The sequence below is a fragment of the Marinobacter sp. M1C genome, assembly GCF_023314135.1.
Taxonomy (GTDB): domain Bacteria; phylum Pseudomonadota; class Gammaproteobacteria; order Pseudomonadales; family Oleiphilaceae; genus Marinobacter.
The window spans coordinates 3,377,834-3,403,479 of sequence record NZ_CP092289.1 but is presented as its reverse complement, the minus strand read 5'-3'; the positions used below and the strand labels follow the sequence as shown (position 1 = coordinate 3,403,479).

The 25,646-nt window shown below is 54.5% G+C and carries 22 protein-coding genes; 14 read left to right on the top strand and 8 right to left on the bottom strand.

Annotation, left to right across the window (positions count from 1 at the left end; translation table 11 throughout):
• The first annotated feature begins 148 nt into the window (after positions 1-148).
• A complete protein-coding gene (locus MIH19_RS15965) occupies positions 149-1,195 on the top strand; it encodes an alpha/beta hydrolase (RefSeq protein ID WP_249005807.1) in 1,047 nt (348 codons plus the stop codon).
• Between the two features lie 29 nt (positions 1,196-1,224).
• Here the strand turns inward: MIH19_RS15965 and MIH19_RS15960 are convergent, their stop codons facing one another.
• The 4 genes from MIH19_RS15960 to MIH19_RS15945 form a co-directional block, all read right to left on the bottom strand.
• Complete coding sequence (locus MIH19_RS15960; RefSeq protein ID WP_249005806.1) at positions 1,225-1,818, bottom strand: Isoquinoline 1-oxidoreductase subunit; 594 nt, start codon at positions 1,816-1,818, stop codon at positions 1,225-1,227.
• A gap of 1 nt (position 1,819) precedes the next feature.
• A complete protein-coding gene (locus MIH19_RS15955; RefSeq protein WP_249005805.1) occupies positions 1,820-4,090 on the bottom strand; it encodes a molybdopterin cofactor-binding domain-containing protein in 2,271 nt (756 codons plus the stop codon).
• Positions 4,087-4,575 carry a (2Fe-2S)-binding protein gene (locus MIH19_RS15950; protein WP_249005804.1) on the bottom strand — a complete coding sequence of 163 codons (489 nt, stop codon included), beginning with the start codon at positions 4,573-4,575 and terminating at the stop codon, positions 4,087-4,089. The genes MIH19_RS15955 and MIH19_RS15950 overlap by 4 nt, the downstream gene beginning before the upstream one ends.
• A 263-nt stretch (positions 4,576-4,838) precedes the next feature.
• Positions 4,839-6,077, bottom strand: coding sequence for a sodium:proton antiporter (locus tag MIH19_RS15945; protein ID WP_249005803.1), 1,239 nt, complete (start codon positions 6,075-6,077; stop codon positions 4,839-4,841).
• A gap of 632 nt (positions 6,078-6,709) precedes the next feature.
• Here MIH19_RS15945 and MIH19_RS15940 point away from each other — a divergent pair.
• Complete coding sequence (locus MIH19_RS15940) at positions 6,710-7,264, top strand: YgjV family protein (RefSeq protein WP_249005802.1); 555 nt, start codon at positions 6,710-6,712, stop codon at positions 7,262-7,264.
• Positions 7,265-7,399: 135 nt separating this feature from the next.
• On the opposite strand, the gene MIH19_RS15935 is transcribed toward MIH19_RS15940, so the two are convergent.
• Positions 7,400-8,068, bottom strand: a complete 669-nt coding sequence (locus MIH19_RS15935) for a PEP-CTERM sorting domain-containing protein (protein WP_249005801.1) — start codon at positions 8,066-8,068, stop codon at positions 7,400-7,402.
• 283 nt (positions 8,069-8,351) lie between these two features.
• On the opposite strand from MIH19_RS15935, the gene MIH19_RS15930 reads away from it, so the two are divergent.
• Entirely contained in the window at positions 8,352-8,582 is a 231-nt protein-coding gene (locus tag MIH19_RS15930) for a sodium-dependent bicarbonate transport family permease (protein WP_249005800.1), read from the top strand.
• 191 nt (positions 8,583-8,773) lie between these two features.
• Positions 8,774-9,193, top strand: a complete 420-nt coding sequence (locus tag MIH19_RS15925) for a hypothetical protein (RefSeq protein ID WP_249005799.1) — start codon at positions 8,774-8,776, stop codon at positions 9,191-9,193.
• A 100-nt stretch (positions 9,194-9,293) separates the two neighbouring features.
• Here the strand turns inward: MIH19_RS15925 and MIH19_RS15920 are convergent, their stop codons facing one another.
• Complete coding sequence (locus tag MIH19_RS15920) at positions 9,294-10,148, bottom strand: YihY/virulence factor BrkB family protein (RefSeq protein WP_249005798.1); 855 nt, start codon at positions 10,146-10,148, stop codon at positions 9,294-9,296.
• A 432-nt stretch (positions 10,149-10,580) separates the two neighbouring features.
• Here MIH19_RS15920 and MIH19_RS15915 point away from each other — a divergent pair, with 432 nt between their 5' ends.
• The 6 genes from MIH19_RS15915 (at position 10,581) to MIH19_RS15890 (ending at position 19,307) form a co-directional block, all read left to right on the top strand.
• On the top strand, positions 10,581-11,906 hold the full coding sequence (locus MIH19_RS15915) for a sorbosone dehydrogenase family protein (RefSeq protein ID WP_249005797.1): 1,326 nt from the start codon (positions 10,581-10,583) through the stop codon (positions 11,904-11,906).
• 85 nt (positions 11,907-11,991) lie between these two features.
• Positions 11,992-13,989, top strand: coding sequence for a hypothetical protein (locus MIH19_RS15910; protein ID WP_249005796.1), 1,998 nt, complete (start codon positions 11,992-11,994; stop codon positions 13,987-13,989).
• Between the two features lie 135 nt (positions 13,990-14,124).
• Positions 14,125-15,102 (top strand): TAXI family TRAP transporter solute-binding subunit, encoded by a 978-nt coding sequence (locus MIH19_RS15905; protein WP_249005795.1) that lies wholly within the window; start codon positions 14,125-14,127, stop codon positions 15,100-15,102.
• A gap of 151 nt (positions 15,103-15,253) precedes the next feature.
• Positions 15,254-17,848 carry a TRAP transporter permease gene (locus tag MIH19_RS15900; RefSeq protein ID WP_249005794.1) on the top strand — a complete coding sequence of 865 codons (2,595 nt, stop codon included), beginning with the start codon at positions 15,254-15,256 and terminating at the stop codon, positions 17,846-17,848.
• A gap of 11 nt (positions 17,849-17,859) precedes the next feature.
• Positions 17,860-18,288, top strand: a complete 429-nt coding sequence (locus MIH19_RS15895) for a universal stress protein (protein WP_249005793.1) — start codon at positions 17,860-17,862, stop codon at positions 18,286-18,288.
• Positions 18,289-18,383: 95 nt separating this feature from the next.
• Entirely contained in the window at positions 18,384-19,307 is a 924-nt protein-coding gene (locus MIH19_RS15890; RefSeq protein ID WP_249005792.1) for a LysR family transcriptional regulator, read from the top strand.
• A gap of 131 nt (positions 19,308-19,438) precedes the next feature.
• Here the strand turns inward: MIH19_RS15890 and MIH19_RS15885 are convergent, their stop codons facing one another.
• Positions 19,439-19,642 (bottom strand): hypothetical protein, encoded by a 204-nt coding sequence (locus MIH19_RS15885; protein ID WP_249005791.1) that lies wholly within the window; start codon positions 19,640-19,642, stop codon positions 19,439-19,441.
• 289 nt (positions 19,643-19,931) lie between these two features.
• On the opposite strand from MIH19_RS15885, the gene MIH19_RS15880 reads away from it, so the two are divergent.
• The 3 genes from MIH19_RS15880 to MIH19_RS15870 all read left to right on the top strand — a co-directional run bounded on the left by MIH19_RS15880 (position 19,932) and on the right by MIH19_RS15870 (position 22,997).
• Positions 19,932-21,275: a GntP family permease gene (locus MIH19_RS15880; RefSeq protein WP_249005790.1), complete on the top strand. Its 1,344-nt coding sequence runs from the start codon at positions 19,932-19,934 to the stop codon at positions 21,273-21,275.
• 42 nt (positions 21,276-21,317) lie between these two features.
• Complete coding sequence (locus tag MIH19_RS15875; RefSeq protein ID WP_249005789.1) at positions 21,318-22,451, top strand: glycerate kinase; 1,134 nt, start codon at positions 21,318-21,320, stop codon at positions 22,449-22,451.
• A 249-nt stretch (positions 22,452-22,700) separates the two neighbouring features.
• The gene (locus MIH19_RS15870) at positions 22,701-22,997 is read left to right on the top strand and encodes a hypothetical protein (protein ID WP_249005788.1); all 297 of its coding nucleotides are present in this window, start codon (positions 22,701-22,703) and stop codon (positions 22,995-22,997) included.
• Here the strand turns inward: MIH19_RS15870 and MIH19_RS15865 are convergent.
• On the bottom strand, positions 22,989-24,452 hold the full coding sequence (locus tag MIH19_RS15865) for an NAD-dependent succinate-semialdehyde dehydrogenase (RefSeq protein WP_249005787.1): 1,464 nt from the start codon (positions 24,450-24,452) through the stop codon (positions 22,989-22,991). The two genes, MIH19_RS15870 and MIH19_RS15865, sit on opposite strands and share 9 nt — an antisense overlap.
• Positions 24,453-24,806: 354 nt before the next feature.
• On the opposite strand from MIH19_RS15865, the gene MIH19_RS15860 reads away from it, so the two are divergent.
• The gene (locus MIH19_RS15860; RefSeq protein ID WP_249005786.1) at positions 24,807-25,628 is read left to right on the top strand and encodes a transporter substrate-binding domain-containing protein; all 822 of its coding nucleotides are present in this window, start codon (positions 24,807-24,809) and stop codon (positions 25,626-25,628) included.
• Positions 25,629-25,646 lie beyond the last annotated feature (18 nt).

Genomic DNA, 25,646 nt, shown 5'->3' with positions numbered 1-25,646 from the left:
GATCATAGTTGCCTTTGTCCTTAACAGCTTTGTTGTCGAGGGGCATAACATCTGCTCAAGCACACGAAGTTTGGCTGGACGCATCGCCCTATTAATCTGATATGGGCCCGAGCGTTAAATGTTAACTTCATATTGAAAAGAGGCTTATATGACCATCCTTCGCACCCTCACAACCAGCGTAGTCATTGCTGCCATGCCAACTTTCGCTTTCTCGCAGGGCACTACGGCACCGAATGCCGATCTTCCTGCTGTCGTGCTGGAGCAGACCACACAGCAGTTCATCGATAGCCTGAAAGGGTCGACGCCAATTAACCAGCTGCCCTATGAGAAGGCGCGTCAGGTCTTGATCGATACCCAGGCCAAGGGCAACACCACCATGCCCGACGCGGACGTGAAGGAGATGATCCTCAAGGTTGGTCCCACCGGTGAGGTGAAGGTCTATACCGTCCGCCCTGCGGGCAATAAAGGCAAGTCACTGCCGGGCGTTGTTTATTTCCACGGCGGCGGTTGGGTGCTCGGCAACTTTGCCACCCATGAAAGATTGATGCGTGATCTGGCGGCACAGGCGAATGCCGCGATGGTTTTTGTGGAATACAGCCCCGCACCCGAGCAGAAGCATCCCGTTCAGCTGGATGAGGTCTATGCCGTGTTGAAGTACGTTTCAGAGAACGCCGCCGAGTTCGGCATTGATGCCAATCAACTGGCCATCGCAGGCGACTCGGTCGGCGGTCAGATGGTAGCCGTAAGCGCCGTGCGCGCCAAAGTCGATGGTCTGGCGCTCGACTCAATGGTCCTGTTCTACCCGGTCACCACCGCAGACCTGACTAGTCACTCGTACGAGTTGTTCGCAGAGGGGCCTTGGCTCACCAAAGCCAGCATGGCGTGGTTCTGGGAGGCCTACCTGGAAGAGGATACTGACATCGGCGATCCCTCGGTTTCGCCGCTGAACTACGGTGCGGAAGAACTTGCAGGCCTGCCGCCAGCGCTTGTCATCACCGACGCCAACGACGTGTTGCGCGATGAGGGTGAGGCCTTTGCGTCTAAGTTGACGTTGGCCGGAGTGAAGACGCAGAGCACGCGTTACAATTTCACGACGCATGATTTTGTGATGCTCAACGCCTACGCGCAGACGCCTGCGACGACGGCGGCAATAACTGAGGCGGCAAACTTCCTGAAGGATCACTTCAAGGAATAACTGGAACACAACAAGGTTGCCGCCGACATTCACTTCGGACAGGCGGCTCCAGTTGCGATCCAAAATTTTGTCAATTCGCCAAAAATTTCCTGCGTGCCGGGAGCTGGGGTGCGTCCTTTACCCGGGTTCCACGCCCAACCAACAAGGCCGTCGGAGGCATTGTGTTCCTGGATCTCTGCAAGCGTCCGGTTACCGTTGCGTTCCGGATCCTTCAGCTGAGTGCAGATCTCGCCGACGCTGAGCCCAATCCAACCCATGCTGACAGGAGGCAGATGCCACGGCTGATGGCCAGGAATGCTCCCTTCGCCGCCGACAAAATCGACGTTCTCAGCACCGTGGCAGGATGAGCAGTGCAGCCCTGGAGGGCCAAAGCCAGCCTCATTCCAACGCACAACGGGTGGGTTGTGAGGCCGCATCTCATCACCCTGCATCGGAAGATTTCCGACGGGATGGCAGTTCATGCAGCGGGGGTGGGTGATGACCTTCGCCATTTCATTGAACAAAGCTTGCGAGCGTTCAGACGGGTCTTCAATGTTTTCGAACTCACCGGGACCGCGTAATTCCTCTGCCGCGACCGGTGTGGCCAGAACGACGGCCGCGATTATCAGGCTTGTCACGCGCATGTCAGGACTCCAACGCTTTGAGAACGTCTTGCGGACGCATCGGGATAGACCGTAAGCGGGCTCCCGTTGCATGAAATATTGCATTGCCAATGGCAGGCGCCACGCCGATGACGCCCGGCTCGCCAAGGCCGACCGGCATGTAGTCGTTCGTCACGAAGTCGATATGGAGTTCGGGAACCTGATGCATGCGCATCGGTGTGTAGGTATCAAGATTTTGATCGCGTGGCAGGCCGTTTTCGATTTCAGTGCCTTCGTGAATTGCCATAGAAGCCCCCCACAGAAGTGCACCCTCTGCCTGGGCAAGCGCTCCATCCGGATGCGCCAACGTGCCCGCATCAATACTGGCCCAGAGATGCTGCAACGTTACCTCGCCGGTGTCGCGGTCAACGCGAACTTGCGCGACGGTGGCGATCCAGGTGGGCATTGCACGTTCTTGGCCGGCGGTAATAGCGATGCCCATGCCGGTACCCTCTGGAAGGTCCTCCCGCTTGGCCCATCCCGACTTTTCAACCACACGATCGAGCACTTCGCGCAGACGCGCAGCACCGCCAACGGCGTGCGGAGCTTCACCGGCGTTGCGGCCTGAGGCATTCAGCAAAGAACGCCGGAAAGCCGCCGGGTCCTGTCCAAGTTTGTTGGCGACCTCGTCCATGTGCGTTTCAACAGCCCAAAGCGTATAACCCGGGGCGACCGAGCGTAGGTTGCCAGGCAGAAAGGTTTCGTGCACTTTCTCGTTCTTCACTGTGCGAACACGTATGGTCTCGGCCGTATACCAGTGATCCGCACCGCTGATTGAGAATGGGTCGACCTTGCCTCCGTTTATGCCGTCAGCCAGGAAGGCGGGCGCGATCGGTGCAGTGGACCAACCTGCAGCACAAGCGTGGTCGTAAGCCCGCATCGCTCCGCTTTCATCCGTGACTGATCTGATTTTTTGCACAGTTGGAGAGCGAGGGCAGTCGAACTGTGCGTCGTCGGGACGGGCCATGACCATTTTGACCGGACGGCCGATGGCTTTTGCCGTCAGCGCCGCGGGGACCACGAAGTCACAAAAAAGACGTCGCCCGAACCCGCCTCCGAGGTAAGACGTCTCGAATACGAGGTTCGCCGGGTCGATCTCCAATGCTTTAGCGACAAGGGGTAATGTCAGTGACTGCCATTGATTCCCTGCGTGCACGCGCCACGTGTCACCATCCTGCCAGACAAGCGCGTTGCCGGGTTCGAGCTGCATGTGAAGCACGGTATGGGTCTGGTAAAGCCCCTCGTGCACTTTCTCGGCAGTGTCGAGCACGGCATCGGGCTCGCCCTCGAGCACGAAGAGTGACCCGGCGGTGTTGTCGTTTACCAATCGTTCGCCTTCGGCCAGCAGGTCTGCCTCGTTCGTGTCTTTGCCCGAGCCGCCTTCCCAAGTGACGTTGAGCAAATCGACAGCCTTCGAAGCGGCGGTCCAGCTTTCCGCTACTACGACCAGCCAGCCTTGGCAGGTGTTGGTAGGATCGTTGATTTCAACCGTCTGAATGTATCCCGGAACGGCTTTCGCGGCGGTGTCGTCCCAGTTTGTGACCCTGCTACCAAAGCGGACGGGCGGCATCACCGGACGGGCATACACCATGCCGTCGATGGTGCGATCGATGCCGTAGATCGCGCTGCCGTCGACCTTTGCCGGCACGTCACGTGCGACGGTGTCGCGGTTCAAAAGTCGCCGTTCATACGCGGGTTTCAGCTCGATCGCTTTTAGCTCTTCTTTGCTAAACTGGCGGTCGACGGAGCCGCGGGCCACAAGCTCACCGTAGCTGATCGATTGTTTACCGTGGATTACCTTACTTTTGCGTGCGATGCATTCCGCGGCAGGCACGCCCATTTCACGGGCTCCCGCTTCGATCAGGGCCATGCGTCCGGCAGCGCCGGCGCGGCTGAAGGCAAAAAAGTTGTGGTTCACCGACCAAGAGCCACCCGTGATCATGTAACCCCACTTGGGGTCCGTATCCACGTGGACAAACTCGACGTCGTCCCAGTCTGCTTCAAGTTCCTCAGCGATGATCCGGGACAGCGCCGTACCAACGTGCTGACCCATCTCCGCCATATGGATGTGCATAGTGATTTTGCCATCGGCTGCAATCGCATACCACACCGTCGGCTGGAACCCTTCGCCCATGGCTTGCCCTACCGGGGCGCGTGCGAAGGCCAGAGTGCTTAGAACCCCGGTGGTAACACCGGCGCCTGCGAGGGCAAGGAACCAGCGGCGCGTCATTGAAAAATTCGAGTGCTGGGTCATTGTGTGTTCCCTTCGTTCTGGGGTGCTGCGGCAAGTTTGATCGCCTTGCGAATCCGGATGTACGCCATGCAGCGACACAGATTCCCCGCCATACCTGCAGAGATTTCTTCGTCTGTCGGCTCCGGGCTTTCGGCAAGCAACGCGGCCGCTTGCATGATCTGACCAGACTGACAGTAGCCACACTGGGGCGCCTGCGCTTCAATCCAGGCAGCCTGAACCGGGTGAAGTTCGCCCTGGGCCATACCGGCGGAGGCTGCCAAACCTTCAATTGTTACGACGTCGGCACCCTCAATCGACGAAATCGGTGTAACACAGGATCGACGAGCCTGGCCGTAAACGTGAACGGTGCAAGCGCCACACTGTGCAATGCCGCAGCCAAACTTTGTCCCAGTCATGCCAAGTTCGTCGCGCAGAACCCATAGCAGCGGGGTATCGCCTGGAACGTCGACCGCCACCGATCGTTTATTGAGCGTAAATTTGACCACGTTTCATTCTCCTGTCGGTGGCGCGACATCCGCCCGATTTTTATCTTCGTGTGATGAGCAAGTGACCTGTGTGGGGTCTGTTCGCTAGCGAACACTCTGACCACAAAACCGGGGCAGAAGTGCTGTTCGCCTTTTCTGGCGTCCTTGGTAAGGATTTCAGGAAAATAGAAAAATTGGAACAGATTTATTTAAGGATTTACTACGCTATTAACTGACAATCGCCCGTCAAAAACCAACAGTGTCACTTCAGCACGGACGGCCGGTTATTCAGCCACCGCGCGCCCCAAAAACCGCTTCACCGTCAAGCCTTGAAATAGAATGGAAAACACCACCACCACGTAGGCCATCGGTAGAATCAGATCCCGCTCCGGCCCTGCGGGTAGCGCCAATGCCAATGCAACGGAGATGCCGCCCTTCAGGCCACCCCACGTTAACGCCAGAATGGAGCTGGAGGTATGTTCCTGGAACGGTTTTAACGCCATCACGGGAACACCCACCGCCACCAGTCGCGCCAGAAGCACCAGCGGAATCGCTGCAAGTCCGGCCAACAGCACCGGTAATTCAAACGTGACAATCAGGACTTCAAGACCAATCAGCAAAAACAGGACCGCGTTCAACACTTCATCGATCAATTCCCAGAACGTATCCAGTTGCTGCTCGGTTTTTTTGGACATTGCATATCGTCGACCATGGTTGCCGATCATCAGTCCCGCGACCACCACCGCTAACGGGCCGGACATATGCAACCTGCTGGCGAGCGCGTAGCCGCCTGCTACCAGGGCAATGGTTACGAGAATTTCGACCTGATAATTGTCGAGCCGGCGTAGTAGGTAATACCCCGCCCATCCCAGTATAAAGCCCAACACCAATCCACCCACCACTTCCTCCAGAAACAGCAGGCCAATGCCCTGAAATGTAGCCTCTCTGTCTCCCTGTGCAATGCCTAGAATGGCGATAAACATGACCACCGCAACGCCATCATTGAATAGGGACTCACCCGCAATTTTGGTGGACAAGGCTTTCGGTGTGTCCACCGATTTAAGAATGGCCAACACCGCCACAGGGTCGGTGGGCGCCACCACGGCGCCGAAGAGCAGACAGTAGATAAACGGCAATGGAATAGTGAGCCAACCCAGCACCACCCACATGGCACATCCCACTAAAAATGTGGTGACCACGACACCCAGAGTCGCCAGCAGCGCCACCAGCCATTTCTGGTCGGCCAGATCGTCAAGATTTACGTGCAGGGCACCGGCAAACAACAAAAAACTCAATAAGCCGTTCAGCAACGTTTCACCCAGGTCAACCTGCGCAATCAGCTGCTCTGCCCAGTGGGTCAGATCTTGGCCGCCCAGGTGGTTGATACCGACCAGAGCCAACGAAAACGCCAGCGAAAATGCCATTATGGCAATACTCGTTGGTAAACCGATAAACCGAGCATTGATGTAACTGAACAATGCGGAGAGGCTTAGTAGGATGGCGACGATTTCAAACAGTGTCATGTATTCCTCAGAAAAACCGGGACAGAATTTTTGTCACCCGCCCAATAAAACGGCGGCCCAGATCACAAGCACCACTGCTGTAACCACTATGACAGCAGACACTTTGTGACGCTCGAAGATGGCTTGCGCGTGATTGCCGGCAATAAGAACCAGCATTCCCAGACCATAGTATCTCACTGCCCGGGACAAAGCAGACGCGAGCATAAACAGGAAGAAGGAATAACTCGTGGCCCCAGCTGCGAGAATGGCAATTTGAAACGGAATCGGAATAACCCCGACACTTATAATGAACCAGAATCCGTCCACCTCCAGCGGAATGGGTATGAGAATGGATTCAAGAAAAGACGCAATACCCAGCCCCCAGAAAGCGTGCCGGGAGTAGATCAGTCGTATCGCCCAACTTTTAATGCGTGCCAGTTCCCCGGGGGAGGGCGTGCAGCTCTATCTGTCATTATGTTTTCTGAAATAAGTAATCATGCTGGCAGTGGTGGACTGAAAGACGTGACACTAGTATATGGGTATTCGGTGCAGCAATACGGGAAATCGGGACTGAGTCTGTGCTCCGGAAAATAAATCTGTGTCGACTATCTGGCTGGCTTTTCTCGATAGTGCCTGTGCCGTAGACTTTGACGATGTTCGAGGAAATGAGTTACACAGCCCTGGCGGGCCAGATTGTCAGCTTTATTGCGCTGGGCTTCTGCATTGTTGGCTTTACCAGCAAGCACGATGACCGGCTGATGATGCTGTTGATTGCGGCGAATGTGGCCTTTGCGTTGCAGTTTGCGCTGTTTGGTAGTTGGACGGCGGCGATCCTGAGCTTTCTGGTGATCGGCCGCATTATGCTGGCGCGGCGCTATATGGGCAGCTGGCAGGTGATGCTGGTGGTATTGGCTGTAAATCTAGTGGCTGCGTTACTGACCTGGCGCAGCCCGGTAGATTTTTTCGCCATTGCGGCGGCTATTTTCGGCACCCTGGGCATGTTCATGCTCAGGGGTATTCCCATGCGGCTGATGCTGGCCGCCGCCGCGGTTGCCTGGATGCTGAACAATATTGCCATCGGTTCGGTGGGCGGTACGCTGGCGGAAGCTATGGTACTGGTCGTTAACTTCATTACCATATACCGGCTGGCGAAAATAAAACGGCGTTATCCCGAGGCTTTCGAGAAAGCAAAAGAGTCAGGCACCTAGAAAACCCAGGTGCCTGAGCCACCAAGGCGTTCGCAAACGTGTTTGTGAAACATGAAATCGACCGGTCGCGCTGTCCAAATGTTGGCGCAATGGTCATGCCGCATTTTCCCTTGCACGCGAATCAATCGCTCTGGTTTAAATCTGATGCTTGCGCCGCTGTACTCCAAGCCCAAATAGACCCAGGCCCAACAAGGCAATCGTTCCAGGTTCAGGGACTGTCACCGATGTACCTGTGCCAACCAGCTTTGATGAGCCCACTCCATCAAAGGCTCCGCCTTCAATACTTTGCACGCGCATGCCCACTCTCTGGTTCGAGAACTGGGTCTGGTCCAGACCGACAATCGTCAGATCAAAGCTTAGAGTCTGTATAAAACCATTCGCGCTACCATTGGTTCCAGTTAGTACCGCAAAGTCCCAATTGGTCTGGGTGGGCGACCCCCCATTCAGGTTTACGTTACCCCCGAGGCTCGAACTGACTGCGTTCTCGCTGAAAAAATAGCCATTCACTATGCCAGACGGGTTTTCGTCACCGAACGTTGCTGTCGACCCTGTAAGCGCACCAAAGTTCGCAAAGTCGAACCAGAGCGCCAGAACATCGCCTTGGGTGAGGCCTGCGTTGATCGGGGCTGCAATGTTCGCAGAAATCGTGACCGTATCAGTGCCGTTGTCCTCAAACGTTACCTCACCAAAAAAACCGCCACCGTTAGTAAAATCCTCCAGTTGCGTCGTGATGGCCGCGCCATGGGCAAACGACGTGATTGCAAAAATAGATGCAACGGAAATGATTCGTTCGAAATAGTTCATTGTTTTTACCTCTCGCAATTCATATTTGGACCCGCAAATAGCCTAAGCAATAACGGCGCCATAATGTCTTGCTATATGTTTTCCAATAGCTTGCGAATTCGTTAATTCAATGGCTGTAAAAATTATCGACACAAATTCCGCCAGCAATAGTGATGACAGCATTTTCGGTGTCTATAAAACCTCCGTTTCCAAACAGGGCGCGGCCGCGTTTGCCGGTTGGTGTGGCACAGGATCGATCAGTTATTCTATCTCCCCTATGCCGATTCACCGGAACGTTTGATTCATGCCCGACACCATCGTGATGTTCTTCTTGCTTGGATTGATCGCGGGAGCCCTGCGCTCTGACCTGACGATCCCAAAAGCCGTTTACGATATTCTCAGCCTTTTGCTGATGCTGACCATAGGCCTCAAGGGCGGCATGGCCCTGCATGGCAATCTTCATTGGCGTTTGATTGCTTTCGCACTTTGTATGCTCCCGATCCTTTCCGTGCCAGGGCTTTTAGTCGGCCTGTAGTGTTAGATTCAACGCGATCCAGATTTATAAACTGTTTTTCTTTTCCGGTTTTTTCGCGATCTAGTATGAACACTCTAATTTTTCACCGTATTGTAGATCTTGAGATCGAAGTTCGACGGACTTTAGTCGACAAACTCGCTTGGTGAACCCTTCTTCAATCAAAGCGATCATTAGCAATCAGGAGATTCAAAATGGGTAAACTCAAGACATATCAGCAACAGATTCAGGAAATTGTCCAGAAAGGTATTAATGCTGCAGAAGCGCAACAGAAAAAGCTGTCTGCCAAGCCTTTCGATTATGCCGAGAAATTGGAATCTGGCGCTCGCGAATACACTGTTAAATCATTACGCGAGCACTACTACGGTTACAGTGAAAAGCTGTTTGAACAGCTTCGCAGCCTGAATTTACGTATGGGTAGTTTTGCTGCCGATATCTTGTCAAAAATTGAGAAAGAAGCGGTTGAAGGCACCGATACGGTCGCTGACGCAGTATCTGACGCCGCTGATGATGTGACCAGCGTAGCGCAGTCTACCAAGCACAAGGTTAACACCAGAAAGCCGACTGCTACTAAAACCCCGGCCAAGAAGGCAACCACCACTGCTTCTGCCTGATAGAAAATAATTGTGTGTCCTTGGGAGGCCTTAGTGCCTCCCTTTTTTGTGCGTCCGACATAAGCAAATACCAGCTGAAAGGCGAGGAACTCCATCGGTTTCAGTCCGGGGAGACATGCCAGCGCAGGCCCAGCCGCTCGCTCCGTTCCAGCTCTGCGATCACCTGGGCCCCGAGCAACAGGATAATGGAAGCAATTTCCAGGCTGATCAGTATCACAATGATGGTAGCCAAGGAGCCATAAATGACATTAACGAAGGATATATTGAGAAAGTAGTACATCAACAGCAAACGGGTCGCTTCCCAGAGAATGGCTGCAACCAGACCACCCACGATGGCCCTTCGGGTAGAGATACGCACAATGGGTAGAACCTTGTAAATGGCGCTGAACAGAATAAATACGCCAACAAAACTGATCAGGTACAGAATCAGCCCCGGAGCTTCGTAAAATGCGTTGATCAGGCTGAACAGCAGGGTTAGGGCCAGCAAACCTGCGCCCAAAATCAAGATGAAAGCATAGGGCAGGAAGGCAGACACCCAGAAACTGCGGCGGGGGTTGTCGGGCCGATGGAAAATAATGGCAATGGAGTCTTCCAGCATACGAAAAGCAAATGAGCTAAAGAACAGCATCACCGGCACGCCGACAATACCGATGATATCCCTTGACTCCATAAAAGCCCGGACTGCATCGAGCAGCAGGCTGGCATTGGCCGGGGCAAAATGCTGTGCCTGCACCGCCATGACTTCCAGCAACTGCTCTTCGTTCACTACGCGGGTAAGCAATACCGCCAGCAGGGCAAGCATCGGAACTGCCGACAGCAGTACGTTATAGCCAACCCCGCCCGCCAGCAATACCCCATGATTGCGCAGAAAATTGCGTAAAACCCGGTGCACGAATTGAAGACACTGTCGAACCGGGCTTATGTGTGGCTGCTTGCTGTTGGTTGTGTCTGTCATGGGCTAATCCTGACACAGATTGTGAGCCCCAATAGGGAACGGGATTTCGCCAGCCTTTAGGGTTTTTCCACAATGCTCTTCCGTGAAAACCGCCAATGGATTCGCTCCCATGTGCTACCAAGTTATATCAGGTAGAGGACAGCAGTGCGTTAAAATTGCGACATGTGAATGAGATTAACATCAGGTTACATAGCGCTAATTTCTCAATTGATATGAGTGCAAATTTGATTGGCCATAACCCGGGGCTATGACTCGATATTACCGGCATTGTAATAAACATCCTGCCATCGCAGTTGTCCTCTAAGTCGTCGCCACTTTCTAACAGAAGCTGATACTGCACGGCTCGTTGAATGCAAGTTTTGTGGCGCAGAGAAAGCAATTGCAACGAAATCGGCCTACGCTTTGGTTATTCTGGTTTTGGAGCTTATTAGTATGAAACAGCGTCACTGGTTATTGCCCATCGGTCTGGCACTCACGCTTACTGCCTGCGGGAATGTCGCTCAACTCTCCGTTGCTGAAGGCACAGGCCCTGATCCAATATTACCCAGCCCGAGCGAATCCCTGATTCCCACCGTCAATATTGCCAAAGCCGCTGGCTGGCCTTCCGGCGGAAAACCCGACGCCGTTGCGGGAACCCAAGTGGTCGCCTTCGCAGACAACCTCGAACACCCTCGTTGGCTCTATGTTCTGCCGAATGGTGACGTGTTAGTCGCTGAAACCAATGCGCAGCCGAAACCGGGCGGTGGCGGGGGAATTCGCGCCTGGATCCAGGGGCTGATAATGGAGAGTGCCGGTGCCACCGTTCCCAGCGCCGACCGGATTACCCTGCTGCGGGACAGTGATGGTGACGGCGTAGCCGACGAACGTTCGACGCTACTGAAAGACCTGCACTCCCCGTTTGGTATGGCGCTGATCGGGAACGACTTCTACGTTGCCAACACGAACGCCGTCATGCGCTTTCCCTATGAGACGGGCCAGACACGCATCACCGCCGAAGGCACCAAAGTCACCGATTTGCCAGCCGGAAAGATTAACCACCACTGGACCAAGAGCATGGTTGCCAGCCCGGATGGCAGCAAGCTTTACGTCGGTGTGGGCTCTAACAGTAATATCGGCGAAAACGGTCTTGAAAAGGAGAAAGGTCGCGCGTCCATTTGGGAAATCGACCCCGAAACCGGTCAGCACCGCGAATTTGCCACTGGCCTGCGCAATCCCGTGGGGATGGCCTGGCAGGCGGAAAGCGGCGAGCTTTGGGTTGCTGTCAATGAGCGTGACCTGCTGGGCAGTGATCTGGTGCCGGACTACATGACATCGGTGGCGGATGGTGGTTTCTACGGTTGGCCCTTCAGCTATTTTGGCCAGAATGTGGATGAGCGGGTAAAGCCGCGGCATCCGGAAAAAGTGGCCCGGGCGATCAAGCCCGATTACGCGCTCGGGCCGCATACCGCTTCACTGGGGCTAACGGCCGCCGATGGCAACACGTTGCCTGAGCAATTCAACAACGGCATGTTTGTGGGTCAGCACGGCTCCTGGAACCGCAAACCCCGCAGCGGCTATAAAGTCATCTTTGTGCCCTTCGCCGGTGGTGAGCCGGATGGTCAGCCGGTCGATATACTTACCGGGTTCATCAATGCCGCCGACAAAGCTCAGGGTCGTCCGGTTGGCGTTGTTATCGACAAGCAGGGCGGGCTTTTAGTGGCGGATGACGTGGGCAATATCATCTGGCGGGTCAGTCGTGCCGAGCCGGCGACGCAGTGAATGGTGGTCTTTCCGCCCGAGGCACGTGCGTGTGGAAACCGGGTCAGGTTGACATGTCCCGGCATTGACCGGAGGATCGCAAAGTATGAGCAGAGCCACATATACACCCGAAAATCAGCATAACGGCGCGTTAGATGAGCTAGCGAAGTCACTCGACGCGGCCATCAACCGCTTGGCCGAAATCAATGTGATTGAGGGCGTGTCGCCCGTTTTGGAGGTCATTGAAGCGGCACGAGCCCTGATGTTCACGGACGAAGGCCTGGAAGCTCTTTACCAACGCGTGCCGGCGATTGAGGCGGCCGGGTGCTTTGGCGGCAGCGATTGGGATTATCCACAAACGTTGGTGCCTTCACTGGCCGTGCGCACGATTCGCCATGGCGAATCCGTGGTAACCCTGGTCGAAAGCCTGAGCCAGATTCGCCTTCTGGCGGTGGCTAAAGGCCACTACGTACACCCTTCGATTTCGGCAGAACACGCCCAGCATTTTCTTGCCCAGGTATTGGCGATGAATCTGGATCTGGTGGTCAGCGATCTTCAGGAGAGCGACCGGCTGCGGCCGGACGGGATCGGCTTCGCCGTTCAGGGTCTGTATCACTTTCTGCTTCAGCATCTGGGCTACGAGAATCTTCTGGAAGATCTGGTGGCTGAAGTCTGGCGGATTCTGGCGCAACGGCCGGTTCAGGTAGATGGGGTCAAACAGATGGTGACGCAGATCGCCGTCTGTCTGCAAAAGCCGGATGCGCTCGGTGGCAACGTCGGCGATGACGCACTGCAACTGATCCATGCCGTGTTCAGCCCTACCGAGGGCTGCCGCGAAGATCCCGGCTTAGATGTTTACGCTGAACGCCTGACACAGATGGACGATGCCACCTTGCTGCGAGAGGCCATCGCCTTTGCCAAGGCCATGCACAGTACCGGCCTGGTTTCACCCTATATGCCGGGGTTTATACGTTACCTGCGTAGCCGTTGGAACGACCTGATTCCCACGGCTTTGGGCCTGAGCCACACGGGCGCCGACGCCTTTCACTGCTATCCGGCGTTGATTCATACCCTGATTGATGAGGCCTTGTTCACCGAGACCAGCCAGTGTGCCTATGGCCTGGCCATGATGCTCGAGCGGGGCATCCTCTATTCGCCTCCGGTGGCGCCGTCTCTGTGGCGCCAAATACGACTGTCGCTGTGCGAGGTCGCAGCCGAGAAGATTGTGGCGGTCTTTGGGCGCAGCCGTTCGCCGGAATGCTTTCTGCTTGCGGATGTGCTCAATGTGCTCGGGCGCCCGCTAGGGGTGGGGCAGGGAAACTATCCTACTTGTCAGTCGACGCGCGCCTTGTCTATGTGGGCTTACAACATGCCGGCGGAACTGCTTCGAATTCTTGCCTGGGCGGCACGTGACGACGAGGTGGTGATGCGCTTTGAGGGCAACAGTATTTCTTCGCGGGATCTGGGCGCCGGGCTGGCCAGCGAGCCTCCGGTGGATGTAGATGCCGTTTCACTGCTGACTGTGCCGCATCTGGACCGCATTTACTTCGAAATGGGTCGTCGCAGCGCTGGGCGTGGAGAAGATCCGCATAAATGGGTTAACTCCGCATTCCACGGTGATCATGTGGGCCACGGGTTTCGTATCGTCGTCGACATATTTACCGGTGGTTTGAAAGACTTTGAAGGGTTTATACGAGATTTTTATGCCGCCTATCATCCCTTTTACAACGGTAATATTCCGGTTATTAATCCTCAGCCGGCCGGTATTGCAGTGACCGACAGCGCCACACGCTTTCTCGGCTGGCACGCCATCACTATCCAGCGGCTTGCGCTGGACACCGATGAGGTTATGCGCGTTTATTTCTTTAATCCCAACAACGACAGCGGGCAAAACTGGGGTCAGGGAATTGTCACCTCGACCCAGGGCCACGGCGAGCTCTACGGTGAGGCCTCGTTGCCGGTGGCCGAGTTCGCCTCGCGGTTGTACGTGTTTCACTACGACCCGCTTGAAAAGGGTGAACCGGGTGATATTCCAGCCGATGACGTAAAACAGGCCATGCACCTGGCCCAAAACAGTTGGGCTTTGGGGCGTTTGGGTCTGTAAATTAAGCTTTACTTCACGTAAGTCGCGGCTAAACTGGGAAATAAGGGAAACAGACCTCATCAAGCAGGCGTTTTTCCGTATATGTAATTTTTTTCGCTTTTTACCGACCATAATGACAATTATTGAGGTGTGTTTATGAAACGCCATGCGTTCTCTGCCGTATTTACCGGCACCCTGCTGAGTGCTGCCATGTTTGCATCACCGGCGATGGCCCAAGACAAAGAACAGTTCATTACCATCGGCACCGGCGGCCAGACCGGCGTGTACTATGTCGTCGGTCAGTCGATCTGTCGTTTGGTCAACCGTCTGGAAGATGCCAATATCAAGTGTAATGCGCCGTCTACCGGTGGTTCTGTTGCCAACATCAATGGCATCAAGTCCGGCGAACTGGATATGGGTGTGGCTCAGTCCGACGTTCAGTATCAGGCCTATAATGGTACCGGCAACTTCGAAGGTGATGCCTACACAGACCTGCGTGCCGTTTTCCGGGTTCATGGCGAGCCTTTGACCCTGCTGGCCCGCGCCGATTCTGGCATTACTACCCTGGATGACCTTGCAGGCAAGCGCGTCAATATCGGCAACCCCGGTTCTGGCCAGCGCAACACCATGCAAGTGGTGATGGACGCCAAAGGCTGGACCATGGATACCTTCTCCCTGGCGTCGCAGTTGGATGCCGCCGAGCAAGCCGCGGCGCTCGCCGATAACAACATCGATGCGATGGTTTATGTAGTTGGGCACCCCAACGGCTCAATCCAGGAAGCGACCACAACCGTTGATGCTCGCCTTATCCCGTTGAACGACGACGATGTTAAAGGCATCGTCGCCGAGTATCCGTACTATTCCGCATCGGTGATCCCTGGTGGCCTTTACAAGGGCAATGACAAAGACGTTGAAACCTTCGGTGTGGCGGCGACTTTCGTAACCACCGCTAAGGCTGATGACGAAGTTATCTACCAGACAGTCAAGGCCGTTTTTGATAATTTCGATCGTTTTAAGCGTCTGCACCCGGCCTTCGAAAACCTGGTCCCCAAAGAAATGGCGACACAGGGGCTTTCAGCGCCGCTGCACGATGGCGCTGCACGCTATTATCGTGAGCAAGGCTGGATTGAGTGATTTTGCTTTAACGGCTGTTTCTGATGGCTGTTATAGCTGAGTGACCGATGCGCGGATGCTTGTAGGTATCCGCGCATTGCGTTTGTGGAGCCGTTTCCAAGCGCAATAATAATATCAATAGCAACCTGACTGACGGCGGATAGGGCTGAGTATGACTGACGAAAATACAAAACCTCGAGACTCGAGTGCCGATTTGGAGGACATGGTTGCCTCCAGTGACTCGGGAGCCCGCAAACCAGCTGGCATGCCGGGGAAGTTATTGGTTAGCATTGCAGCGGCATGGTCGCTGTTTCAATTATGGATTGCTTCTCCGGTGCCTTTCATTTTGGGTTTCGGTGTGTTTAGTGCCACGGAGTCCCGCTCCATTCACCTGGCCTTTGCGCTTTTTCTGGCTTACATGGCCTATCCCGCATTTAAGCGTTCGCCCCGCGATCGAATCCCCATTCAGGATTGGGTGCTTGCTTCGTTGGCGGCCTTCTGCGGCGCTTACATGTTTATCTTCTACGAAGGGCTGTCTCAGCGCCCCGGTGCGCCGATATTGCAGGACGTGATCGTCGGGGTGGCTGGGATACTGCTGCTGCTCGAAGCGACCCGCCGCGCGCTTGGTCCGCCGCTGATGATTGTGGCGTCGGTCTTTCTTATTTATAGCCTTGCTGGTCCCTGGATGCCCGGTATTCTATCCCATGGCGGGGTTAGCCTTTTTGGGCTTATTAATCACCAGTGGTTGACGACCCAAGGGGTTTTTGGCATCGCGCTGGGGGTCTCGACCAGTTTCGTGTTCCTGTTTGTGTTGTTCGGCGCTTTGCTCGACAAAGCCGGAGCGGGCAACTATTTTATCAAGGTCGCGTTCTCGCTGCTTGGCCATTACAAGGGCGGGCCGGCCAAAGCTGCCGTAGTGGCGTCTGCCATGACCGGGCTGATTTCCGGTTCATCGATTGCCAACGTGGTCACCACGGGCACCTTTACCATTCCGATGATGAAACGCGTCGGTTTTTCTGCCGAAAAGGCGGGTGCTGTCGAGGTGGCGTCTTCGGTCAACGGTCAGATTATGCCGCCTGTTATGGGCGCAGCCGCGTTCCTGATGGTCGAGTACGTGGGTATTTCCTATGTCGATGTCATCAAACATGCCTTTTTGCCGGCTTTGATCTCTTATATCGCACTGGTCTATATCGTTCACCTGGAGGCACTGAAGGCCAACATGCAGGGCCTTGAGAGCAGCAATCCGCCTAAGCCCCTGGTACGCAAGGTGATGGGTTTTCTCGGTGGGCTTTTGTTGATGATGGTGACGGCTTTGGTCGTCTATTACGGCCTTGGCTGGCTCAAGCCGGTTCTTGGCGATGCCACTCCCTGGGTGGTTTCGGTTGGGCTGGCGGTGATCTATGTCGCTTTGCTCAAACTGGCGGCCGGTTACCCCGAACTCGAGTTGGATGATCCCAATCAACCGATCTATTCGCTGCCGCAAACCAGGCCCACGGTGTTAGTTGGTTTGCAGTACATCCTACCGGTGGTTGTGCTGGTGTGGTGTTTGATGGTGGAGCGCCTGTCGCCGGGCTTGTCGGCTTTCTGGGCCACGGTGTTCATGGTCTTTATCATTCTTACCCAGCGCCCCATTACCTCGATCTTCCGCGGTCGCAGCAAAATGGCAGCAGATCTGCGTGAAGGCGCCATGGATTTGTGGGTTGGCCTGGTTACCGGTGCCCGCAACATGATTGGCATCGGTATTGCCACGGCCACTGCTGGCATCATCGTTGGGGCTGTGTCGCAGACCGGGGTAGGGCTGGTACTGGCCGAGGTGGTAGAAATCCTCGCTATGGGGAACCTGCTGCTGATTTTGATGCTTACGGCGGTGCTCAGCCTGATTCTGGGCATGGGACTGCCCACAACGGCCAACTACATCGTAGTTTCGGCGCTGCTGGCGCCGGTTATTGTTCAGCTGGGGGCAGAGAACGGGCTGCTGGTGCCTTTGATTGCGGTGCATCTGTTCGTGTTTTACTTCGGCATTATGGCCGACGTGACGCCGCCGGTGGGGCTGGCGTCCTTCGCGGCGGCGGCGGTTTCCGGTGGCGATCCTATCCGAACCGGTTTTCAAGCCTTCTACTACAGCCTTCGTACTGCGGCCCTGCCATTCCTGTTCATCTTTAATACGGACCTGCTGCTGATCGATGTAACCTTTTTGCAGGGCGTTCTGATCTTCGTGGTGTCGACAATAGCCATGCTGATCTTCGCGGCGGCGACTCAGGGCTACATGGTCATTCGCAGCCGTTGGTATGAATCTGCCGCATTGCTGCTGATCGCGTTCACGCTGTTCCGGCCCGGGTTTTGGATGGACATGATTCATGACCCTTATCAGTCTATGCCGCCCGCACAATTCGTAGAGGCCCTGGGCGCTGCCGATGAAGATTCGACCCTGCGCTTGCAGATTGCAGGTCGCGATGCGTACGGCGATCGCATGACCACCTACATGACTCTGCCAGTGCCGGATGGCGACACCGGGCAGGAGCGGCTCGATAACCTGGGCATGGACCTGTTGATCGAGGGTGATACGGCAATCGTTGATATGGTGGCCTATGGCAGTCAGGCGTCGGATCTTGGCTTCGACTTCGACCAGGAAATTATAGAGGTGCTGGCCCCTGTTGACCGCTGGACCAAGGAGCTGATGTGGATTCCTGCCTTCCTTGTATTTGGGCTGGTCATAGTGTTGCAGCGCCGGCGTCGTGATAATACGGCGGCTACCGCCATTGCTTGAAGGAGATTGCCATGTACAGCAAAATTATGTTGCCAGTGGACCTTAATGAGGAGGAATCCTGGTCGAAAGCGCTTCCAACGGCTTTGACGCTATGCAGAAGTTTCAACGCCTCGCTACATTTGGTCACGGTTCTGCCGGACTACAACATGCCCATAGTGGGGTCTTACTTTCCCAAGGACTTCGCTTCGAAAGCACATGAGGCGATAGCCGAGGCTCAACGCGCGTTCATTAAGGCGAACGTGCCCGCGGATGTAAGAGCGCAAAGTGTCATCGTTGATGGCTCGCCCTGGGAGGCGATCATCAAGGTGGCCAAGAAACTCGAGATCGATTTGATCGTTATGGCATCCCATAACAAGCGCAAATTTGCCGATTATGTGCTGGGTCCCAATGCCGAGCATGTGGTGCATCATGCCAGAATGTCGGTAATGATCGTGCGCTAAGCTTAAGCTGGGGCGTTTACGGCATGCGACGACTGTTTTCCTGCGCCCCTTTCACACGAACAGCGGGTCATTCCAGACCGGAGTAAAACCGCTCGATGAAAAGCCAGGAGTTGCATCTACTTTATGTGTTCGATGCGATCATGACCGAGCGTTCGGTCACTCGTGCGGCCGAAAGCCTGGCAATGACGCAGCCGGCGGTTTCCAACGCGATTTCGCGAATGCGACAGGTCTGGGATGACCCGCTGTTCGTGCGAAAGGGGCGCAAAATAGAACCGACATCCTATGCGTTCAGCCTTTGGGACCGTATTCGGGGCCCAATCTATGACCTGTCAACCGCCGTCAGATCCACTAAGTTCGACCCCGCTCAGGCACGCCGGACTTTCCGGATTGCGGTCACGGATCTCACCGTAGAAATGATCTGGCGCCAACTGGCTGAAAAACTCGAGCGAGTGGCTCCAGGCGTTGACCTTCACGCTGTTCCTTACACGCCGGAAGGAACCTACAGTGATTTACGCGAAGCCAACGTAGATCTCGCCATTGGACCAATCAGCCATCACGACAATAGCCTTAGAAGTATCTGGCTGTTCCAGGGGGGTTATCAGGTTGCAATGCGGGCCGACCATCCTCTGGCAGGTAAACCGCTCTCTATGGAAGATTTCATAGATGCGCGGCACTTGCTGGTGACGATGTCCGGCGAAGCTCACGGGCTTGTCGACAGCTATCTTGATCTAAAAGGGCTGAACCGGCGCATTGCGGTAACGGTGAATGAGTTTGTGGGAGTACCCAGCTTGTTGTGTCACACCGACCTAATTTGTGCAGTTCCGGACGTTATTCTTCGAAGTGACGACTTCACACGGAATTTGTGGGTCACGCTTTTGCCGTTTAACCTTGATCCCAGTAGCCTCTACCTGTTTTGGCACGCCAGGCACGACCGTGACCCCGGCATTGTCTGGTTGCGAGAGTTGATCGAGAACTCGCTGAAAGAGCGTTACTCAAGCATCATGGACATGACTGACTAAATCATCATTTTTGATGATATTTAAAGTACAAAGTTAAGCCCAGCGGGTCGGGGGAAATACGTTTTACCGCCGAGCAGCTGATAAAAAATACATCCCGACGGCTGAGTTCTTAAGCACAATGGCTACGCTATTCAGATTTTAGATGTGCGTTGGGCCGATGTGTGGTCAACGGCAACAATCTCGCCGCGAATTACAACGTGGCCGCTGTATGGGGCGGGCGCTGCTGGCTGCTCGGTCTTCTGCTCGTCCGACTTGCGGTCTGCCAAGCTGGCAGAAGCGGGAAGGGCGAAAGCGAACAAGACGGCTACGATTGCGGTTGCTGTAATTTTACGCATAATTATTATCCTAAGGATCATCGATTGGTTTGTCGGGGACTGGAAACCACGTGGGTGCTTTCGAATCCGATGCAAGCATTGTCGGGGTGAAGAGCTAGGATGAATAATTGTTGCCTGGTATTTCTGGTATCACTGTGAGTGATGAGTTAGATGATAAAACACAGAGTCGTCGAGTAGCGTTGCCTCAATTTTTTGGTGTATGCCGACTGATTGCCAAAAACGCCTATGACGACACTTGATCAAGCGACGGCTCAGCGCCTCTTAGGCATGGCAATGCAGGAGATTTTCTATGTACATGGTTTTTATTCTAATCGCCCTTATCGCGTTCATTGTGTTCGCAACGAGCAAATTGCGCCTCAACCCTTTCATTACACTTTTGCTGGCATCGTTCATTGCCGCGTTCGCATTTGGCCTGCCCCTCGATTCCATCGAATCAACGATTCGCGGTGGTTTTGGTAAAATTCTCGGCTACATCGGTCTGGTTATCGTTTTGGGTACCATCATTGGTGTCATTCTTGAACGCACGGGTGCCGCTATTGTGATGGCTGAGACCATCATTAGATGTTTGGGGAAAAAGTTCCCTACCATGACGATGTCCATCGTTGGTTTTATTGTGTCTATTCCGGTGTTTTGTGATTCTGGTTTTGTCATTCTCAACAGCTTGAAGCGCTCCATGGCGAGAACCCTTAGCGTATCCCCCGTCGCAATGACGGTGGCACTTTCTACCGGTTTATTTGCAACCCACACCCTTGTACCACCCACGCCTGGCCCGATTGCGGCCGCAGGCAACCTGGGGTTGGAAGACAATTTGGGGCTGGTTATCGGCGTCGGCCTTGTTTTCGCCATAATCGCGGCGATGGCGGGTTTGGTTTGGGCCTATTTTTCACGAAACCTGCCCAGTACAGAACTGGATCAAACAGAAGAAGCGTTTGAGGAAGGTAAAGAGCATTACGGTGAACTGCCTGGCCCATGGAAAGCCTTTGCCCCTATTTTTGTACCTATTGTCCTTATTTGTTTGGCCTCAGTAGCCAGTTACCCAACCGCCCCGCTGGGTGATGGGTTTCTTTATGAAGCGCTGAATTTTCTTGGTAAGCCGCTAAATGCTCTGTTGATTGGCCTTGGGTTTGCAGTACTGCTGATTCAAGGTGATGAGAAACTCAAAGGGTTTGCCCGTCACACCGAAAAGGGCCTGGTTGTCTCAGCACCGATTATTCTGATTACCGGTGCGGGTGGCGCATTCGGTGCTGTGCTTGCCGCGACACCGCTGGGTGATTTTCTTGGCCAGAATCTGTCTACATTGGGCCTGGGGGTTATCATGCCTTTCATTGTGGCCGCTGCGCTCAAATCGGCACAAGGTTCTTCAACCGTCGCCCTGGTTACCGCTTCTGCGCTGGTTGCCCCGTTGTTGCCGCAATTGGGGTTGGACTCAGATATGGGCCGCGTACTAACGGTCATGGCCGTTGGTGCCGGTGCAATGACCGTCTCCCACGCCAACGACAGCTATTTTTGGGTGGTGTCGCAGTTCAGTAAAATGGACGTTGCAACGGCGTATCGCTCACACACAGCGGCGACACTTTTCATGGGCCTGGTAACGATTACTGCCGTGTGGCTAGCATCCCTGGTAGCTCTGTAAGGGGAACTAGCGATATTCAAACAACTTGGTAAGGACTGAAGCATGCGCGTACTCATTGCCCCTGACTCGTTCAAAGAGTGTCTGACAGCGAAAGCCGTCGCTGACGCGATCGCTGTAGGTTGGTTGCGTGGTGCTCCGGCTGACCAGGTGATTAAAATCCCCCTGGCAGATGGCGGCGAAGGCACAACAGCCACTCTTGTTGGGGCTATGCACGGCACGTTGCACCAGGCACGGGTAAGCGGCCCTTCCGGCGACCCGGTCAACGCCAGTTACGGGCTGATAGATAATGGGAAAACCGCCATCGTTGAAGTGGCAGAGGCAAGCGGCCTGCACTGTGTGGCCGAACCTGACCGCAATGCGATGACAGCGTCCAGTTATGGCACCGGCCAGCTCATCATGGCTGCTTTGAAACACCGGCCGAAGACCCTTATTGTTTGCTTGGGGGGCAGTGCCACCACCGATGGTGGCGCGGGTTTGCTGCAAGCTATGGGTGCACAATTATTGGACAGTAAAGGCGGGCCCATACCTCCCGGCGGTGCGGGTTTAAAGTACATCAGCCACTTTGATATTGCCGGCACGAAAGCAAGCCTGGCGGGTGTAGATGTCGTGGTTGCTTGCGATGTGACCAACCCCTTGCTCGGCGACCTGGGTGCCGCCGCAGTATTCGGGCCGCAAAAAGGTGCCTCACCAGGCGACGTCAAAGTGCTCGACAACAACCTTGGGCACTTTGCCAGGTGCGTGGAACAAAATGGTTACGATATAAGTAGCTTTGCAGGAAGTGGCGCAGCAGGCGGCATTGGGGGAGCGGTCGCCGGGATTCTTGGTGGGCTTTTAAAACCCGGTATCGAATTGGTGATGGCCGCCGTGGGTATGGACGCACAGATGAAGGCCGCCGACTTGGTGATTACGGCCGAGGGGGCGATTGACGGCCAAAGTGCTTCTGGTAAAACGCCGACCGGCGTTGCCAAACTGGCACAACTCTATCAGGTGCCTGTTATTGGCCTTGCCGGCATGTTGGGGGGCGAAAATATGACGGCCATTCATGAGGCGGGCATTACGGCGGTTTTCTCGATTGCCCCTGGGCCAATCAGTAAAAGTGACGCTATTGCGCGTGCAGCGCACTATCTTGAAAGCACCAGCGAGCAGCTGGCTCGGCTTGTTTCAAGGCTGAAATAAAAAACCGAAATATGCGCAGGTTGCGCTAATATTAGTAAATCTACACCCATCAAAATTGCCTTTCGACAGACCCCCATATTTGACCTAAGCTTGTTAAAGTTACAATCTTTTGTGGTGGTGATATCAACGTAAAACCATCCAGTCCGAAGGCTAAATTGAGCTGTTTTGATCTCCGAGCAAAAGCTGGATTTTGAAATTAGAGTTTGTAGTATCGCCACACTTTGTAGTATCGCCATATAGAGGAACACCATGTCTTACTTCACAATAGCCGGAGTTCAGATGCATGCTTTGCATCATGGCGACAACACCGAAGCCATGCGTCAGCGCGTTAATATTTTGATGGCGCGCTTCCCCCAAGTTCAGATGGTCATGTTCAGTGAGCTGCTGGCCAAAGGCCTGATCATCCCCGAACCATCCCCTGACAGGGAGCTGTGGACGCTGCCTCTGTTAACGCGAGGCGGCGTCCACAAAAAAGAGGCAGACACCCCTTCGGGTTCTGCCTCTTTTTTTATCGTTGCTGTGGCGATATCTGACCGGTCAGCCTAGGCCGCCCATGCACAGGTATTTGATTTCGACAAAGTCGTCGATGCCGTACTTGGAGCCCTCGCGTCCAATGCCGGACTCTTTGACGCCGCCAAAGGGAGCTACCTCGGTGGAAATTATCCCTTCGTTGATGCCCACCATGCCGTATTCCAGCGCTTCGGCGACCCGCCAGATACGGCCGATGTCCCGGGCGTAAAAGTAGGCGGCCAAACCGAAGGGGGTGTCGTTAGCGGTTTGCACGGCTTCAGCTTCATTGGAGAAGCGGAACACGGTCGCCACCGGGCCGAAAATCTCTGCATTGGCGATGCTCATGGCGGTCGTAACCTGGGTGAGGATCACCGGCGCGTAGAAGTTTTCTCCAAGTCCCTCGGCGTTGCCGGTTTGATGCAGGATGGCACCCTGGTCAACGGCGTCGGCCACCAGTCTTTTTACTTTGGCCACTGCTTTGGCGTTAATCAGGGGGCCGATGGTGACGCCCTCGGTCAATCCGTCACCGACCTTCAATTGGGCTACGGCACTGGTCAGCTTTTCGACGAAGGTGTCGTAGACGGAATCTTGCACCAGAATGCGGTTGGTGCAAACGCAGGTTTGACCGGCGTTGCGGAACTTGGATGCCATCAAACCGGCCACTGCTGCGTCCAGATCGGCGTCGTCGAAGACGATAAAGGGGGCGTTACCCCCAAGCTCCAGAGAAATCTTTTTGACCGTATCGGCGCATTGGCGCATCAACAGTTTGCCCACCGGGGTTGAGCCGGTAAAAGAGAGTTTGCGTACCCGGCTGTCGTTACAGAGGGTTTGACCGACGGTGGCGGCATCTTGGCTGGTGATCACGTTAAAGGTGCCAGCGGGCAAGCCGGCACGGGATGCCAGTTCGGCCAGAGCCAGAGCGGAAAGGGGAGTGTCTTCCCCGGGCTTGACGACCACCGTACATCCTGCCGCCAACGCCGGGGCGACTTTACGGGTGATCATGGCGATCGGGAAGTTCCAGGGTGTAATCGCTGCTACTACGCCAATGGGCTGCTTAAGAACAATAATGCGCTTGTCAGGGCCGTGGGACGGGATAACGTCGCCGTAAACCCGTTTGGCCTCCTCGGCGAACCACTCGATAAAAGACGCGCCGTAGGCCACTTCGCCTCGGGCTTCAGCCAGGGGCTTGCCTTGTTCGCTGGTCATCAGTTGTGCCAGGTCTTCCTGGTGGGCGAGGATCAGTTCGAACCATTTGCGCAGCGCTGTGGCACGCGCTTTGGCGGTCAGGGCGCTCCATGCGGGCTGCGCCGCTGCAGCGGCATCGATGGCGCGGGTGGTTTCCGCCGCGCCCATGTCGGGCACATCGCCCACTCGGTCGCCAGTGCTGGGATTGGTGACGGAGTAGCTTTGGCCGTTGGCCGCCGCGCACCACTTGCCGTTAATAAAAGCCTGCTGTCGAAGCAGCGCTGCGTCTTTAAGCGTTAGTGTCATTGTAAGTACTCTCGTTTGTGGTTGACCGATGGCCGAAACCCGCCGATGCTCCTTTTGTTGCTCGGGCGGGCCTGAAAATAATTCTGTTCATGTTCTGTGGGTTAAATTTAAAAAAGTTTTTATTTCATAGGATTACATGGCTATCTTAATGTTAAAATTAAGAGTTTAGTCTGGGTTTTAAGCATTTTGTTCGTAATTTCCTGTTAAAGCTAGATACAAAAGTTAAATCGCCTGTTCAATCATGTTTTTTAGTGATTTTCACTCACAAATCTAAGGTAAGCTTCTTGGGCTTAGTTTAAGTCCATGTAAGTTTCGTAACTTATGACGTAACAAAAAAAATCAGAGAAAAAAACTATGATGCGTAAATTAGCAACGTCACTCGTGTTTTCTTGCATTGCGTTCACCTCCGTGAATGCGACAGCCGATCAACTTGACACCGTGATCCAGCGGGGAACACTGAACTGTGGTGTGGTTCTCGATTTCCCACCGATGGGCTATTTTGACGGAGACAATCAGCCCGCAGGTTTCGATGTAGGTTATTGTAACGATCTGGCTGACGCCCTCGGCGTGGAGTCAAACGTACTCAATCTTACTTGGGGTGATCGAATCCCATCCTTGATTTCCGGAAAAACCGACGTTGTTATCGGCTCTACTTCCGATACTCTAGAACGTGCAAAATCCGTTGGATTCACCTACCCGTACTTTGTTTTCAAATTCCAGGTAATTGCCCAAAAAAACAAGAATATCCAGTCGTTTGACGATCTCAAGAACCTGAAAGTTGGCGCTGCACTGGGTACTACTTACGAAACCGAATACCTTGCCTACGCCGAGAAAAAAGGCTGGGGAACGGATAATTACACCGCGTTCAAGTCTGAAAACGACGCCTACCTGGGTTTGTACCAAGGCAAAGTGGATGCGGTTATCTCAACCAACACCAATATTGCCACCAAGCTACAAAGCGCAGAGTTCAAAGACTTTGTTGCGGGCCCTTTCGTACCTAACTATGACGACGTTGTAGGTCTGATCGCAAAAAGAAGCGAGGGCGCTTGGATTAGCTATCTGAACCTGTTTCTGGTGCATCAGATTCGCGATGGCAACATGAATGCGCACTACAACAAGCACTTCGGTTCAGATGCACCTGCTGATCTGATCCAGTCCTTGAGGGATAACAAGTAATAACGACATCGGTGGCCG

Excerpts from the sequence above, each read along its gene's own strand:
- MIH19_RS15965 (WP_249005807.1), top strand. The coding sequence starts at position 149 with ATGACCATCCTTCGCACCCTCACAACCAGCGTAGTCATTGCTGCCATG.
- MIH19_RS15960 (WP_249005806.1), bottom strand. The coding sequence starts at position 1,818 with ATGCGCGTGACAAGCCTGATAATCGCGGCCGTCGTTCTGGCCACACCG.
- MIH19_RS15955 (WP_249005805.1), bottom strand. The coding sequence starts at position 4,090 with ATGACCCAGCACTCGAATTTTTCAATGACGCGCCGCTGGTTCCTTGCC.
- MIH19_RS15945 (WP_249005803.1), bottom strand. The coding sequence starts at position 6,077 with ATGACACTGTTTGAAATCGTCGCCATCCTACTAAGCCTCTCCGCATTG.
- MIH19_RS15940 (WP_249005802.1), top strand. The coding sequence starts at position 6,710 with ATGTTCGAGGAAATGAGTTACACAGCCCTGGCGGGCCAGATTGTCAGC.
- MIH19_RS15935 (WP_249005801.1), bottom strand. The coding sequence starts at position 8,068 with ATGAACTATTTCGAACGAATCATTTCCGTTGCATCTATTTTTGCAATC.
- MIH19_RS15930 (WP_249005800.1), top strand. The coding sequence starts at position 8,352 with ATGCCCGACACCATCGTGATGTTCTTCTTGCTTGGATTGATCGCGGGA.
- MIH19_RS15925 (WP_249005799.1), top strand. The coding sequence starts at position 8,774 with ATGGGTAAACTCAAGACATATCAGCAACAGATTCAGGAAATTGTCCAG.
- MIH19_RS15920 (WP_249005798.1), bottom strand. The coding sequence starts at position 10,148 with ATGACAGACACAACCAACAGCAAGCAGCCACACATAAGCCCGGTTCGA.
- MIH19_RS15915 (WP_249005797.1), top strand. The coding sequence starts at position 10,581 with ATGAAACAGCGTCACTGGTTATTGCCCATCGGTCTGGCACTCACGCTT.
- MIH19_RS15910 (WP_249005796.1), top strand. The coding sequence starts at position 11,992 with ATGAGCAGAGCCACATATACACCCGAAAATCAGCATAACGGCGCGTTA.
- MIH19_RS15905 (WP_249005795.1), top strand. The coding sequence starts at position 14,125 with ATGAAACGCCATGCGTTCTCTGCCGTATTTACCGGCACCCTGCTGAGT.
- MIH19_RS15900 (WP_249005794.1), top strand. The coding sequence starts at position 15,254 with ATGACTGACGAAAATACAAAACCTCGAGACTCGAGTGCCGATTTGGAG.
- MIH19_RS15895 (WP_249005793.1), top strand. The coding sequence starts at position 17,860 with ATGTACAGCAAAATTATGTTGCCAGTGGACCTTAATGAGGAGGAATCC.
- MIH19_RS15890 (WP_249005792.1), top strand. The coding sequence starts at position 18,384 with ATGAAAAGCCAGGAGTTGCATCTACTTTATGTGTTCGATGCGATCATG.
- MIH19_RS15885 (WP_249005791.1), bottom strand. The coding sequence starts at position 19,642 with ATGCGTAAAATTACAGCAACCGCAATCGTAGCCGTCTTGTTCGCTTTC.
- MIH19_RS15880 (WP_249005790.1), top strand. The coding sequence starts at position 19,932 with ATGTACATGGTTTTTATTCTAATCGCCCTTATCGCGTTCATTGTGTTC.
- MIH19_RS15875 (WP_249005789.1), top strand. The coding sequence starts at position 21,318 with ATGCGCGTACTCATTGCCCCTGACTCGTTCAAAGAGTGTCTGACAGCG.
- MIH19_RS15870 (WP_249005788.1), top strand. The coding sequence starts at position 22,701 with ATGTCTTACTTCACAATAGCCGGAGTTCAGATGCATGCTTTGCATCAT.
- MIH19_RS15865 (WP_249005787.1), bottom strand. The coding sequence starts at position 24,452 with ATGACACTAACGCTTAAAGACGCAGCGCTGCTTCGACAGCAGGCTTTT.
- MIH19_RS15860 (WP_249005786.1), top strand. The coding sequence starts at position 24,807 with ATGATGCGTAAATTAGCAACGTCACTCGTGTTTTCTTGCATTGCGTTC.